The sequence below is a fragment of the Paenibacillus sp. BAC0078 genome (assembly GCF_054483875.1).
This window is the reverse complement of record NZ_JBTLRW010000015.1, coordinates 41091-55592: the sequence shown is the minus strand read 5'-3', so window position 1 is coordinate 55592 and position 14502 is coordinate 41091. Positions and strand designations below refer to the sequence as shown.

13 protein-coding genes and 1 riboswitch are annotated in these 14502 nt (G+C 49.0%); of the genes, 1 reads left to right on the top strand and 12 read right to left on the bottom strand.

From position 1 onward, the window contains the following. Positions 1 to 118 precede the first annotated feature (118 nt). Positions 119 to 1642, top strand: a complete 1524-nt coding sequence (locus ACX1DY_RS23090) for a multicopper oxidase family protein (protein ID WP_458966630.1) — start codon at positions 119 to 121, stop codon at positions 1640 to 1642. A 316-nt stretch (positions 1643 to 1958) separates the two neighbouring features. Here ACX1DY_RS23090 and ACX1DY_RS23085 read toward each other — a convergent pair whose 3' ends face one another. The 12 genes from ACX1DY_RS23085 to ACX1DY_RS23030 form a co-directional block, all read right to left on the bottom strand. Beyond that, entirely contained in the window at positions 1959 to 2264 is a 306-nt protein-coding gene (locus ACX1DY_RS23085) for a DUF2933 domain-containing protein (protein ID WP_458966544.1), read from the bottom strand. A 228-nt stretch (positions 2265 to 2492) separates the two neighbouring features. After that, positions 2493 to 2690: a hypothetical protein gene (locus tag ACX1DY_RS23080; RefSeq protein WP_458966543.1), complete on the bottom strand. Its 198-nt coding sequence runs from the start codon at positions 2688 to 2690 to the stop codon at positions 2493 to 2495. Next, positions 2687 to 3484: a HAMP domain-containing sensor histidine kinase gene (locus tag ACX1DY_RS23075; RefSeq protein WP_458966542.1), complete on the bottom strand. Its 798-nt coding sequence runs from the start codon at positions 3482 to 3484 to the stop codon at positions 2687 to 2689. Before ACX1DY_RS23075 ends, ACX1DY_RS23080 begins: the two co-directional genes overlap by 4 nt. Continuing rightward, positions 3444 to 4094, bottom strand: a complete 651-nt coding sequence (locus tag ACX1DY_RS23070; protein WP_458966541.1) for a hypothetical protein — start codon at positions 4092 to 4094, stop codon at positions 3444 to 3446. Before ACX1DY_RS23070 ends, ACX1DY_RS23075 begins: the two co-directional genes overlap by 41 nt. Beyond that, on the bottom strand, positions 4081 to 4800 hold the full coding sequence (locus ACX1DY_RS23065; RefSeq protein ID WP_458966540.1) for a response regulator transcription factor: 720 nt from the start codon (positions 4798 to 4800) through the stop codon (positions 4081 to 4083). Before ACX1DY_RS23065 ends, ACX1DY_RS23070 begins: the two co-directional genes overlap by 14 nt. 404 nt (positions 4801 to 5204) lie before the next feature. After that, complete coding sequence (locus ACX1DY_RS23060; RefSeq protein WP_458966539.1) at positions 5205 to 5675, bottom strand: C40 family peptidase; 471 nt, start codon at positions 5673 to 5675, stop codon at positions 5205 to 5207. Between the two features lie 4 nt (positions 5676 to 5679). Beyond that, positions 5680 to 5812, bottom strand: a riboswitch (cyclic di-AMP (ydaO/yuaA leader). A gap of 459 nt (positions 5813 to 6271) precedes the next feature. Beyond that, positions 6272 to 8650, bottom strand: coding sequence for a glycoside hydrolase family 95 protein (locus ACX1DY_RS23055; RefSeq protein ID WP_458966538.1), 2379 nt, complete (start codon positions 8648 to 8650; stop codon positions 6272 to 6274). A 35-nt stretch (positions 8651 to 8685) separates the two neighbouring features. Then, positions 8686 to 9702, bottom strand: coding sequence for a zinc-binding alcohol dehydrogenase family protein (locus ACX1DY_RS23050; RefSeq protein WP_458966537.1), 1017 nt, complete (start codon positions 9700 to 9702; stop codon positions 8686 to 8688). Positions 9703 to 9721: 19 nt separating this feature from the next. Then, entirely contained in the window at positions 9722 to 10663 is a 942-nt protein-coding gene (locus ACX1DY_RS23045; RefSeq protein WP_458966536.1) for an aldo/keto reductase, read from the bottom strand. After that, positions 10663 to 12156: a UxaA family hydrolase gene (locus ACX1DY_RS23040; RefSeq protein ID WP_458966535.1), complete on the bottom strand. Its 1494-nt coding sequence runs from the start codon at positions 12154 to 12156 to the stop codon at positions 10663 to 10665. The genes ACX1DY_RS23045 and ACX1DY_RS23040 overlap by 1 nt, the downstream gene beginning before the upstream one ends. Further along, positions 12153 to 13628 (bottom strand): tagaturonate reductase, encoded by a 1476-nt coding sequence (locus ACX1DY_RS23035; RefSeq protein WP_458966534.1) that lies wholly within the window; start codon positions 13626 to 13628, stop codon positions 12153 to 12155. Before ACX1DY_RS23035 ends, ACX1DY_RS23040 begins: the two co-directional genes overlap by 4 nt. After that, on the bottom strand, positions 13625 to 14455 hold the full coding sequence (locus ACX1DY_RS23030; RefSeq protein ID WP_458966533.1) for an amidohydrolase family protein: 831 nt from the start codon (positions 14453 to 14455) through the stop codon (positions 13625 to 13627). Before ACX1DY_RS23030 ends, ACX1DY_RS23035 begins: the two co-directional genes overlap by 4 nt. Between the last annotated feature and the right edge of the window lie 47 nt (positions 14456 to 14502).

Below are 14502 nucleotides of genomic sequence, written 5' to 3'. Positions count from 1 at the left end.
CAAAAATATGCGGACTCCATACTTTACACACAAATTTGAAATATTCTTTTTTAAAATAAACCATATCTGGGAGGTCAAGATGAAAAATAAGTATTTGCTTTTCGCAGCCGTTGGCTTAATGGTGCTCATTCTCTCCGGCTGTCTGAACAAGGACAAGGAATCGGCGAACAGCACAGAGCAAGGCAGTTCACCCCTCAAGACCGTAAAAATGTCTGCAATCACGCAAACCGAGTTTACGTTAACCGCTCAGGCCAGCAATTTGGAAGTCGCGCCCGGTAAAACAATCCCTGTCTGGACGTTCAACAATTCCGTCCCCGGTCCTGAAATTCGGGTGAAGCAGGGAGACAAGGTGAAAATAACCTTAAAAAATCAACTGCCGGAGCCAGTGTCCATTCATTGGCACGGTTTTCCGGTTCCGATTGATATGGATGGCGTTCCCGGAGTTACACAGGATGCGGTACAGCCCGGGAAGTCTTATACGTATGAATTTACGGCCACAGTCCCGGGAACGTATTGGTATCACTCCCATCAAGACAGCGTAAATCAATTGGATCGCGGCTTATATGGTTCATTGATTGTCGAAGCCAAGGATGACCCGGCGACTGTGGATTACACACTCATGCTGGATGAATGGATGTCCACGAGCATCGGCAAGAGCGATGTCAGCAGCACAAGTATGGCTGATATGAAGGGAATGGATCACAGTAATATGGAGGGCATGAGCAACGCCAGCCCGCAGGATAACAGCGGCAATGCAGACAAGGGGCATGATATGAGCATGTATGATCTGCTTACGATTAACGGGAAATCGGGGACAGGCATTGAAGATCTTGTGGTCAAAGAAGGAGATAAAGTCCGCTTGCGGCTGATTAATGCCGGATACAAGTCGCATTCGCTGCATTTGCACGGCCATGAGTGGAAGGTGACAGCAACCGATGGTCAGCCCGTTAACAACCCCCAGCTCCTGAAGGATTCTCTTTTGACTATTGCGCCTGGAGAACGATATGACGTTGAATTTGAAGCCAACATTCCGGGGCAGTGGTATTTGGAAGCACATGGCACTGAGGCCGGTGTTGAAGGCATGAAGATCAAGATTTCCTACGAGGATTCTACTGAAACCAAAGATCAGCCAAATGCTTCCCTGGTTAACCTTCCGGTCTTTGATTTCACCAAATATGGCCAGGTTGCAGGCTCGGCTTTTACACTTGATCAAAAGTACGATCTCAACTACACCATGAACCTCGGAACAGCTTCGGACAAGGGGAATACGATTTATACGATCAATGGCAAAGCATTTCCTGATTCAGACCCAATCAAAGTAAAAACCGGCGATAAAGTATTGGTGCGCCTGGTTAACAATTCAGCAACAGACCAGCATCCGATGCATCTGCACGGCCACTTCTTCCAGGTGCTCAGCAAAAACGGACAACCTCTGAATGGTTCACCGATTGTGAAGGATACGCTTAATCTCCTTCCGGGTGAAGAGTACGTTGTCGCATTTGAGGCGGATAACCCCGGAGACTGGATGTTCCACTGTCATGATCTGCACCACGCCGTAGCCGGAATGATTACAGATTTGAAGTATACGGATTACAAAAGCAACTATGTCCCAGATCCAGAGGCCGGGAATTTGCCTGAATAATATCGTCTATCCTAATTCTATGACAGGAGTCGGAAGAGAAGCATTCTCCTTCGGCTCCTTAATAAGGAAGTGAATCCGGCTTCATACCCTGTTGATTGCCTTGGGCCTAATATCCTTAGGAGCTGGGATATTCTCCATGCCTCCATCTGTCAAACTCGTTTTCTTAGTCGTTTCTCTTCTGTTGTCCATTTGGTTTATCGTTGTGGCGAAGCGGAAGTGGCAGAAAAACCGCCCTGCAGCATGGGTGTATCTCATTTCATCCATCCTATCCATAGTTCTGGTTATTACGGCGGTGCCTCAGACCGTTTCAGGTCTCTTAGCTAAACCGGTACCGCAAAACATTCAACAAGAGTTCCATGCACAGCCCATGTTGATTTTTCTTCTTCATGAAAAGAGGCATGATCATATGTGACAAAGGACAGAGAAGAATGAGCAGCAATGGCAAAGCACTTGTCCCTGATCCCGTAGCTCCATTAAATAAAATCAGCGCGGCAAACAATACAATTGGCAAAATGCAGCAAATCATCATTATCCAGCGATGAGAATGTTGCTTTCCGTGATGCTGATGCTCTTGCTTTTCTGAATCCTGGCTTTCATGATTGTGGTTTCCGCAGCAGCCCATGTGTATTCCTTCTTTCGATTTAATTATTTTGCAAGGTTAGGTCTTGCATCCCTTGTCTGCCAAACACCATGGAGCCTATACTTAACGGAACAACCAGTACCTTCAACGCTGACCAAGCCATTATGTTTCCTCCTTTTTCATATGCTTTCCTTGAATTATCTTCAGTATAGAAAAAGGTTATGTGAATACAGTGTTGAAATTATGCGCTTTTAATGAAGTTTGCACATTTTATTTTTTATATTTTTTAATCAAAAAATGTACGAAACCCGATATCAGAACTGCGCTAATCAGCAGCACCCCAATCCTCGCACCCCAGCGCAAATAATAGGTAATGGTTTCGCTACGAAACGATGTCGCAGATACAAACAGGCACATCATCCCCATAGACATTATAAAAATTACGATCAGCCATTCCGCCTTTTTCATTTATGTTCCTCCTGGAGCTCGTGCTTCAGACGAATCTCAAAACGGGTGCCGACGCCATTTCCGCTTGTGACCAGCAGTTCCCCCCCATGAAGCTCAATCAATTTTTTGGCAATAGGCAGCCCCAGTCCGGTTCCCCCATACTGTCTTGACCGGGATTTCTCCACCCGATAAAAACGCTCAAAGATTAAAGCCAGCTCAGCTTCAGGTATCCCGATTCCTGTATCCTCCACGACCAAATGAATAAAGTGATTATCGCTGTTCAGATGAACGTTAATTTCACCATTGTTCGTATATCTGACAGCATTCTCCAATAAATTGATAAGCACCTGCTCTATTCGTAAGCCGTCACCATAGATCAACGGGATATCCGTGCCTATGTGGGCATGCAATTGCAATTCCTTTTCATGTGCCTTCAACTGGATTCTCCGCACTGCGGTCCCCGTAATATCGGCAAGATCAATCCAGTCCAGGGATAAGCTGATCTTGCCTTCCTCCATTTTGGACAGCTCGAACAAATCATTGACCAGGTGCTGAAGCCTTAGTGACTCCTGATGTATAATATCGAGATACATGTCCCTCTCTTCATCATTATCATACAAGCGGTTCTTAACGACTTTGGCATAGCCCTCTAAGTAAGTAATCGGCGTACGCAGCTCATGCGAAATATTAGCAAAAAACTCCTGCCGTGTATCCCGGTACCGCTGAAGATCCTGTGCTAAGTTGTTTATCTCCATCGCTAATGAACCGACTTCATCATTGCTGCCGATGTTTAATCGCGTTTCTAACTCTCCCAAGGCAATTTTGCGCGTCGCCTCCCGCATCTGCAGCAATGGTCTTGATAGCAATTGGGCAACAATAGGAAATGCCCAGTGCCAGCAAAAGCGCTCCTGTCGCTGATAATACCAGTAGCCTGCGTATAGCAGATATGGATTCATCCATATGTCTGGTGGATGACAGAACATATACTGCCGACTTAATCTGCCCGCTGCCTGGATCAGGAATGGGCTCCGCCGCTGCAAAAAAACGCTCACCGCTTACATCCGTATATTCTACCCCGACTCTTTTGCCGGAAAAAAGAGCCTGCACATCCTTTTCACGAATAAACGATAAATCCGCGATGTCCTTCTCTCCGGAATGTGCAAGCACCCTGCCTTGCCTATCTATATAGAGAATACGTGTATCCGAGAAATCAGCCAGCTTCATCAACGTTTCTTCGGCGGTAACATTTGCAGGCTCGTTCATGGAAGCGATATGACTTGTCAGCTCCTTCACTTCTGTACGCATTTCAGTACTGTAAAAGCTTGAAAACATACGCTCAACAGCCAAGCCAAGAAAGGTTAGTACAAAAATAAAAACTGCCACGATTGCACAGCCCAGCTTAAATGCAACTCTATTCCTTATCATTCAGCACACCTGCAGCATTGAATTTATAGCCTACTCCCCACACGGTTTGAATAGGGTTATACGTAAGACCTGCCCTATGCGTTTTCTCCCTGATATTCTTGATATGGGTGTCCACCACACGGAAATCTTTGTCATAGTCGTAGCCCCAAATCATCGTAACCAGCTCCTCTCTGCTGAATACCCGATTCTTGCTCTTGATCATCGACAGCATTAAATCAAATTCCTTTTGCGTAAAATCAACGGGATGATCATGAATGTAGATCTCACGGCCTTCGGGAGAAATTTTTATGCCCGGGAACTCCAAAACCGTCTCTTGTTGTTGAACAGTTGACTGTACAATGGCGGACCTGCGGATTAGAGAGTATATCCGGGCCAATAATTCATCCGGTTCAAACGGTTTGGTCAGATAATCATCAGCGCCAATGCCAAGACCGTACACCTTGTCTTTGGTCTCAGAACGCGCGGTTAGCATAAGTATGGCTACATTCTCCGTCTCGCGGATAGATTTGCATACCTGCCAGCCGTCCATATCAGGAAGCATAAGGTCAAGAAGCACGACATCGAAGGCATGCTTGCCAATCATTGATATAGCTTCCTTGCCGCTGCTCGCCTCTTTGACTTCAAAGCCCTCTTTCGTTAAATAAATCCGCAGCAGGTTGCGCATATTCCATTCGTCATCCACAACCAAAACCTGTAATTTCGACATCACTGGACACCTTCCTATGAATATAACCTATTGTGCTGCAAGCTTTTGACCAGACTGACGTTTGTAGAAATAAATCAAGAGGATTACAGAGATTGCAAAAACACCCGCGCTGGTCCATTGTCCCGCAGTCCATTGAAGGGCATACCTGGGCGAGTCGCCTCTGAAAACTAAAGCCCCTTGAATCGAGATACCCCCATTCCAGATTGCAAATATCTCGCTTCCACTCCCTTTACTGCTGTAAACACGCAGACACTTCATGCTGTCTTCATACTTTGAGTGTAAAAGGGGTTTGTGTAGAAAGAATGTGACTGCTGACGATAGAGCTAAGCCTCTACGCAAAAAGACTTCTCACAGTAAAATACACTGCGAGAAGTCTTTGACCTACAAAGAATATTTCAAGCTCATTATTCACTAATCATCTGGCGATAGCTGGTTTCGCTCGCTACGCGGCGGGCTGTAACATAACGATCACGGTAATATGAGTCAGAGAGACTGCTTATTCTTACGCCCTTGCTGCTTGAGGAATGGGCAAACTGATTATCACCGATATAAATGCCTGCATGGGAGATTCCCGAACCAAAAGTGTTGAAGAAAACCAAATCTCCTACACGCAGATCATCTTTAGCCACTGGTGTGCCAACCTTGGCTTGAGATTGGGATGTACGCGGCAAATCGCCAGCGTTGAATTTACCCATTATGTATAGGATGAACCCAGTACAATCGAAACCAGCCGCCGTAGTCCCGCCCCATTGATAAGGAGCTCCCAATACCTCTTTTACTTCACTTTCAATACTTATGTCACTTGCGTAAGTGCTTGCAGGAACAGAAGTGAACAATGCTGCAGCTCCCACTAAGGCTAAAATGAACTTTTTCAAAATCCGGTTCTCCCTTCGATGCCTACGGAGTTAGCTGAGGGTTCGGTTAAAGGTTCCCTATATTCCCTTGCTTTCAGGAATAATTCACCCGAGGATGGTTCCCCCGTTTTCCATATGAAATTCGGCAATAATTAACTTTTTGTAACTATTTCTATAGTATTGTATTTATACTGACTCTGTCAATCCAATATCAAATTTTCTATTTTTATTTTCAAACCACATAGAAACCACACAATCTTACAGTATAATGCATGAATTTCAAGGGGAAACCCGTCGTTTCCAGAAATCATATGATAACAATAGATAGAACAAGAAGTAACATTATTGTTACTGATTTAGACAACCTTCAGGATAGGTCATTCCACGGACTTCGGCCAATTCATGCTCATGCGTCCCCTGATATCCTGATTTCCCTTTATTCCTACAGCAAGTCTGCCTGACCACTAATGGGTTCTGGGACCATGTCCTCGGAAATCACCAGTCCTTAAGCAAAAAAACAGCAACTCATCGGAAGACAAGTTGCTTTCACAACAATGTATTATTATCAGCTTCATCCCTGTGTAATCTTCATCTAGTGTTTAACACTTCTCCAAAGCTTAATCTATAAAAGACAGAACATACTTCTCTCCGGCTGTTACCGCGAACTTAATCAGGCCATCCGAGGGCTTCACCTGCTTCTTCACTCCCGCTTCGCCAACCCATACCGGGCAGTCTGCAAGGACGGAACATATTCCGCCAAGAGAAGCAGCAATTTCCGCTTCCGCTACGCGGCCAGCTTTCCATTTCAGACTGACTTCAAAGCCACCCCGAGCCCTCAGACCCTTGACTGAGCCCTCCTGCCAGCGTGTGGGCAATGCAGGCAGGAATTCAAGATATCCTTGGTGGGATTGCAGCAGCATTTCCGCTATTCCCGCCGTTGCCGCAAAATTTCCGTCAATTTGGAACGGAGGATGCGCATCAAAGAGATTCGGATATACTCCGCCTGTTTCATGTTTGGCCGGTTCGCCCGGCTTCACCAGGTTCAAGAGATTCGAAATCAGCTGTTCCGCCCGGTCGCCGTCCTTGAATCTCGCCCATAGACCGATTTTCCAGCCCAAGCTCCAGCCTGTTCCCCCGTCGCCACGGATTTCAAGCGATTTTCGCGCTGCCTGAAACAGGCCGGGAGCAGATTGCTCGGTAATGAGCCGTCCGGGGTACACGCCCACCAGATGGGAGACATGGCGGTGATGGGTGTCTTCATCCTCAAAGTCAACCGACCACTCCTGAAGCCGGCCCTGTGCTCCGATTTGCAGAGGCAGTAGCTTGTCCTTGGCCGCTTGGAGGCTGTGAGCGAAATCCTCGTCAATCTTCAGAATTTCCGCTGACCGGATACAATTCTCAAACAGCTCCGCAATCAAAGACAAATCCATGGTTGTAGCTTCGCTGACGGCGGCGTAGCCCCCTTCTTGAGTCTTGAACATATGCTCCGGGGACGTGGAGGGAGAGGTGATCAGATAACCGTCCTTATTCTCAATCAGCCAGTCCATGCAGAACAGTGCCGACTCCTTCATCATCGGATAAGCCGTATCCCGCAAATAGGACTCGTTCCCGCTGAACGCATAGTGCTCCCAAAGATGCTGAGTCAGCCATACCCCACCCATTGTCCAGAACGCCCACACCGGATCACCATCGCCAAAATCCCCTACGGGAGCGGTCTGGGCCCACAGATCAGCATTATGGTGGGCAACCCAGCCTCTTGCCCCATAATTCGTCTCTGCAGTCTTCCTGCCGTTGACGGCGAGTCTGCCGATATAATCAATGAGCGGCTCATGCATTTCCGCCATGTTGCAGATTTCCGCCGGCCAATAGTTCATTTCCGCATTGATATTAAGCGTATAATTACTGCTCCACGGCGCACGCGTATCCTGATTCCATATTCCCTGAAGATTGGCCGGCTGGGTTCCGGGTCGGGAGCTTGCGATCAGCAGGTAGCGGCCATAATGGAACAGCAGTTCCACCAGGCCGGGATCGCTGCTCCCGTATTCGGCAATCCGCCGGTCGGTCGCCATATCAGCAGGGGCCAGGCTTTCACCCAACTGCAGATCGACTCTGTCAAACAACTGGCGATGATCCTCCAGATGGCGATGGCGGATTTCGGCATAAGTCTTTTCGCTTAACGAGTGAATCGTATTCGCCGTCAATTGTTCTGGACTACGTTCCGCACTTATTGCGCCCATGCTAGGGTCAAACGTCGTCGCTGCGCTGAAGTAGAGCGTCGCTTCAGTCGCTGCAATAACATGAAGTCCGTCTGCATCAGCCTTAAATGTGCCGCCTTCCTGAACAACCGCCAAACGGCCGTGAAACCGCAAGCCTTTGGAGGTTTCAGGATCACCGTACCTTACCGGATCTTCTACATCGTAATAATTGGGAGCGACATATTCGGGAGCTGCACCGGATAGCGTAAAATGGTCTCCGTCCACCTTGGTCATGTACCTGATCGGACTATCCAGCCTTGTCCGGAAGCTTAGCCCGCCCTCCTTGCCCGCTGACAGCCTGATGACCACTGCCTGATCCGGGTACGACGCGAATATTTCACGGGTATATCGGATGCCTCCAATGGTATAAGAGACGTTTACGATACCTGTGGACAGATCCAGCTTCCGGCTGTAATCACGGCTGCTCAACTGACCATGCTCCATCAAGATTTGCAAATTACCGAACGGCAGGTAGGATTGTGTATATGTCCCCATCATCTGCTTGCACAATTGATCCGCTTCTTCATACTTCTGGTCTGCAATGAGTTCTCTTACCTTTGGCAGGACTTCTTTGGCTCCCGGATTATTCCAGTCTCTCGGATAACCGGACCAAAGCGTGTCTTCATTCAACGCAAGACGTTCATTTTCAATACCGCCGAAGACCATTGCGCCGAGCCTGCCATTGCCGACAGGCAGCGCTTCTACCCAATACACCGCAGGGGAGTTAAATTGAATATTCATCTAGTTGCAGCCTCCATCAAGTCTTTAGAATACAGCTATAGCTCTACTATCGCTTTAATTACTTTGGATTCAGGCTTCAACCAGCCGTCAAAATTCGAAATCATATCCTCAAAGGAGCTGCGGTGCGAAATATAACGGTCTATATCCACGTATCCGGCACTTATCCCCTTCAGGACATAATCGAAATCCTCCTTGGTTGCATTGCGGCTTCCCATGAGGGTCAGTTCGCGGCTGTGAAAATCCGGGTCATTAAATGTAATATCGCTCTTCACCAGTCCAACATACACGAGCGTGCCGCCATGCGAGACATATCCAAAGGCCCCGGTCATGGAGCCTGCGTTGCCGGTCGCATCAATGACAACCGGTGCCAGATTACCGTCTGTCAGCTTGGAAAGCTGCTCTTTCGGGGACACAAGGGCATTGACCGTATGCTCAACTTTAGCCCATGTCTGGCAAAACTTCAAACGTTCTTCATTCACATCCATTGCAATGACTTTAGCACCGGCAAAACGGGCCAACGCCATAACGCCCAGACCAATTGGTCCCGCTCCAATAACCAGCACGGTGTCGCCGGCCCGGATTCCAGAGCGGCGAATGGCATGCGCTCCAATCGCAAGCGGCTCAAGCATCGCAGACTGGTCCAGGGTAAGACCTTCCGTTTTGAGCAAATGATGGGCAGGTATGGCTACGCGTTCCCTCATGCCACCGTCAATATGCACGCCGAAGACCTTCATGTTTTTGCAGCAATTTGTTTTACCGTTCAAACAGGCCTGGCACTCTCCGCAATGCATATATGGAATGATGCTTACTTGATCGCCTGCACGGAGCCCTGCCTCATTCGCACCAATGCTTTCAATAATACCAGCCAGCTCATGCCCCAGTACGCGGGGATAGCTGAAGAACGGCTGATTCCCTTGGTAGGCGTGCAAATCTGTACCGCAAATACCGATCCTATGAATCCGGACAACCGCTTCGCCCTCTGCTCTTACCGGTTCTGCAAGATCCTCATGATAAGCAAATCTTCCGATCTCTTCACATACAATTCCTTTCATGCTCCAAGCATCTCCTTGTCTATTTGAATGAGCCGTTATATTCGGGACGTCCGCTTGCCCAGGTTAGATTATGGACCGGAGCAAGGATTTCAAGCACTGCGCGGAGCAAATCCTCATCCAGAGGCTCATCCGACCAGGCTGCATTTTTCTGTATATTATCCGGGCTGGCGGTACTTACCAGGGTGGTCGGGATCTGTTCATCCCTGGTAGCGTACTGGACTGCCAGTTTCGCAATATCCACTCCCTGATCTGCACAAAATTCCGCGGCTTGTTTGCAGACTTTCTTTAATTCTGGTGGTGCCGGATGCCAGTCTGCCGGTTCACGCGTGCTCAACAGTCCCATAGATAACGGGGAAGCATTCACGAGCCCAATTCCCTTGCGGTCAAGATGTGGCAGAAGATTAAGCAAGGACGTATCATTCAAGGAATAGTGGCAGTATGAAAGAATGGCATCCACTTCAATCTGCGGCAGTAGCTTCTCGAAAAGCTGCAACGGCAGTCCGCTTATACCGGTATACCGGATTTTCCCTTGCTCTTTCAGTTTGTGCAGCGCGGGCACAGCTTCTTCCAGGATGATCTCGGCCGGCACAAACTCGATATCATGAAGGAACAGCACATCCACATAGTCGGTATGAAGACGCGCCAAGCTTTCGTCCACACTGCTAAAAATACGTTTGGCGCTGAAATCAAACTTGTCCTCTCCGTACCTTCCCGCTTTCGTAGACAAGAGAAACTTGTCGCGCGGAATTTCCAATATGGCTTGACCAAGCACAGTCTCCGCCTTGGTAAGTCCGTAATAAGGCGAAACATCAATATAATTAATGCCGGCATCAATTGCGGTATGAACGGTTCGGATACTCTCCTTGTCATCGGTCTGCCGGAACACGGACCCCAGAGAAGACGCGCCGAAGCTGAGTGCCGAAACCTCAAGCCCCGTGTTTCCCAATTTTCGATATTTCATTATAAAGTCACCCCATCCTTAAATATGGCAATTTCTTTAAAGCCATTAACTTCGTTCAGCGTCCGGCTGTCTCCGGAAGCAATCCGAATGATCTGCTCCCACAGCTCATCCGTCAATCCGCCCATCGTCTTGCCTTCAAGAAGCTGGCCTGCATTGTAATCGATCCAATTCCGTTTTCTGGCAGCGAGCTCACTGTTTGAAGATATTTTCACCGTCGGCACAGGTCCGCCAAAAGGTGTTCCCCGCCCGGTTGTAAACAGCACCAGATGAGCTCCTGCTGCCGACAAGGCTGTTACGGACACCAGGTCGTTGCCCGGAGCTTCCAGCAAATTGAGACCTGTTTCCGTTACACGTTTACCGTAGCTGGTAACATCACTGACAATGGCGTGGCCGCCCTTTTGAGTGCAGCCCAGTGATTTTTCTTCCAGCGTGCTTATTCCTCCAGCCTTATTCCCCGGCGATGGATTCTCATAGATTTCCTGATCATGGCGGATAAAATATTGTTTGAAATCATTGATCAGCGAGACAATCTGTCCAAAAACTGCTTCGTCTTTGGCCCGGTTCATTAAGATGGTTTCGGCTCCGAACATTTCGGGAACCTCTGTCAGAATGGCCGTCCCGCCATGCGCAGTAACGCGATCGGCGATTGAGCCGACCAGCGGATTAGCCGTAATACCGGACAAACCGTCGGACCCCCCGCATTTTAATCCGATCTTCAGCTTTGAAACCGGCACGGGCTCCCGTTTAAAGGTCGCAGCATAGTCTGCAAGCTCTTTGATTAAGGACATCCCGGTTCCCAGCTCGTCCTCCTCATCCTGTGAGCGCATAAACCGGATACGGTTCGGATCGATAGCTCCGATAGCTTGGCGGAAGTCATCGATTTGATTATTTTCGCAGCCCAATCCTACAACAAGCACTCCTGCAGCATTCGGATGATTGACGAGCGAAGCCAGTAACTCAGCCGTATGAACCAAATCATCGCCAAGCTGAGAACAACCATAAGGATGGGCGAAATGATACACACCGTCTACCAGGTCCCGAAACTGCTCTCCGCCTCTCCTGGCTAGAATTTCACAGGTTTTATTAATGCATCCCACCGTGTTGATTATCCATATTTCGTTGCGGATACCCACCTCGCCGTTTGAGCGCACATATCCTTGGAACACACCCGAACCGGCTGGCGCAGCTTGAAATGGTGTCGAATTCGGCTCATAGCGGTAGTCCAGTATCCCGGAGAGTCCTGTACGCAAATTATGAGTATGCACCCAGACTCCCGGCTCCAGATCGGCCTTTGCTTTCCCTATGGAGTACCCGAACTTCAATATATCCCCGCCCTCTGCTACAGGAACGGTCAGGATCTTATGCCCTTTCACGACATCATCTTTAATAACGATCTCCGCGCCATCTTCAAGTCCAAGTCTTTCTCCGGCTTGAAAAGGGCGCAACGCAATCACCACTTGATCCTTGTGCGACAACCGGACCCAATCGCTCATACGGTATTCATCCTTTCCCAAGTAGTTAGACAGGCGGTCACATTATCGGCAAGCGAAGCCCATTCCGCGAGCGATTGGCCCCAGAATAATTCCTCAGCCAGCAGACGCCTTACGGTCTGGCTTAACTCCTCTCCTGCTGATGCATAGCTCCAGATTTCAGCCATCCGTTCAAGCTGGGCCGCATTATCGCTGACGGTATAGGTCTGCCCGTTAAGATCTCTTCCGGTGAATGTACCATCCGTCTCGCGGTTTACTTTGTAATAACGCAATAACCCGGCAAGTCCCAATATCATTTGTTCGGGCACAACCCGATTCTGCTCTTCATACCAGGCCAGTGAAGGAAGCAGCCGTATCCTGAACTTGCTCAGTGTATTCATGGCTATGGCAGACAGCCGGTGAACAATGTACGGGTTGGCGAATCGGTCAAAAACCTCGGCCGCATAAGCCTCTATTTCTTCTGCAGGATAGGGAAGCGTCGGACTAATCTCACGATCCGCCAGAACCCGGAGGCGTGCTCCCAGTTCTTCATGCTCCAGCAGTTCCCGCACATGACCCACGCCGTACAACAGTCCAAGCGGAGCCATCCAGGTATGCATGCCGTTAAGTATCCTCACCTTTCGTTGTTGAAAAGGAACAAGGTCGTTCGTTAAGTGGACGTTAAGTCCCGCTTCATGAAAAGGAAGCAGCTTGCCCAGCTCCGGCTCAGCTTCGATCGCCCAGAGATGGTAGGGCTCTGCCGTACACAGCATGCTGTCCCGGTATCCCCATTCTTCGAACCAGGCCTCCGCTTGGGCTTCTTCCGGGTACCCGGTAACAATGCGGTCAACCAGTGAATTCAGGAAACGGTTGTGGCGGATGACCCATTCCTTGAATTCATCCGAAAATCCCCAATCATCAGCATATTGGAGCACGGCATCGCGCAAGGCTTCTCCATTGCGCTCCAGCAGCTCACAGGGAAGAAAGATCAGTCCATGACTGCTTGAATCCGGGTAGGCAGTATATCTTAAATACAGCAGATAGGCTATTTTTCCCGGGAACGAAAGAATTGGACCTGAACCTAGCGGCTCCGGCCGATAGCTTAGTCCTGCTTCCGTCGTGTTGGATACAACGAACCGGAGTTCAGGGCTAGCGGCCAATCTCTTGAACTCTTCCCATTCTGTATAGGGATCAAATACCTTAGAGAACACGGAAATGATCTCTGTCCTGCTGACAGGGACCCCTTCCTCCAAACCGCGTGTCACCAGCGTGTACAAGCCATCCTGGGCAGCCAGCCTGGCAATGCTTGCTTGACCTGAAGGACGGGGCTGCATCACGGCAATGCTTCCCGTGAATATATTCCGCCTGATGCATTCGCTCATCATCCAGTCGAAGAAACCGCGTAAAAAATTCCCTTCGCCAATCTGCAGGACGGTTACCGGCAGCCTTCCTATTTGTTCCAAACGTTCTGGGTGAACCGTATTCAGGCTGCTCATAATTGATAGAACTCCTTTGCATTCAAGCCGAACAAACGCGCTTGTTCCCGCTCTCCCCAGTTCTCTGGTAAAGCACGAAGTAAAATCTCCACAACCTCACCGTATTCAGCAGCCAGCAGGCATACCGGCCAGTCGCTGCCAAACATTACTCTCTCGGGGCCAAACAGCTCCAGCACCCGCTTTATATAGGGGGTAAAGTCCTCAAGCTTCCATGTCTTCGCATCGGCTTCAGTCACCATACCCGACAGCTTGCAATAGATGTTCGGAAAACGTGAAATTTCTTCCATATAAGAGTACCACGGCTCAATCTCCGCTTGCTTGATCGCCGGTTTGGCAATATGGTCGATAACGGCATGCAGCTCCGGTATCTGCCGCAGCATCAGAAGCACATGCTCCAGTTGGCTTGATACCACCAGCAGATCAACAGGAACCTTCTCCGCCGCATAGCCGCGAAGCGCCTCCAGAAATTCTGGTTCCAGAATACGGGACGCATCCGGCATATCTTGAATCATTAGACGAAACCCGGCGAATTTGGGGTTCCGGCGGTAGCTTTCATATTGCAAGCGATGCCCGGGATCAAATAAATCCAGCCATCCCACAACACCTAGCACGGATGAATGACGATCTGCGATAGACAAAATAAATTCCGTTTCTTCTGCAGTAGGCGCAGCCTGGACCAGAATACTTCCGTCCAGCTCATGCCGTTCCAGCAACGGCTCCAAATCGTCCGGCGTAAAATCACGATACAGCACCGGGAGCGCCGGTGTAATCCAGCCATAATCCCCCCGGGAAATCTTCCAATAATGCTGATGGGAGTCAATTCTCATGTTTGTCACATCCTATTAGTAGTCTCTCTGCTGAATGTAAGGGCTTC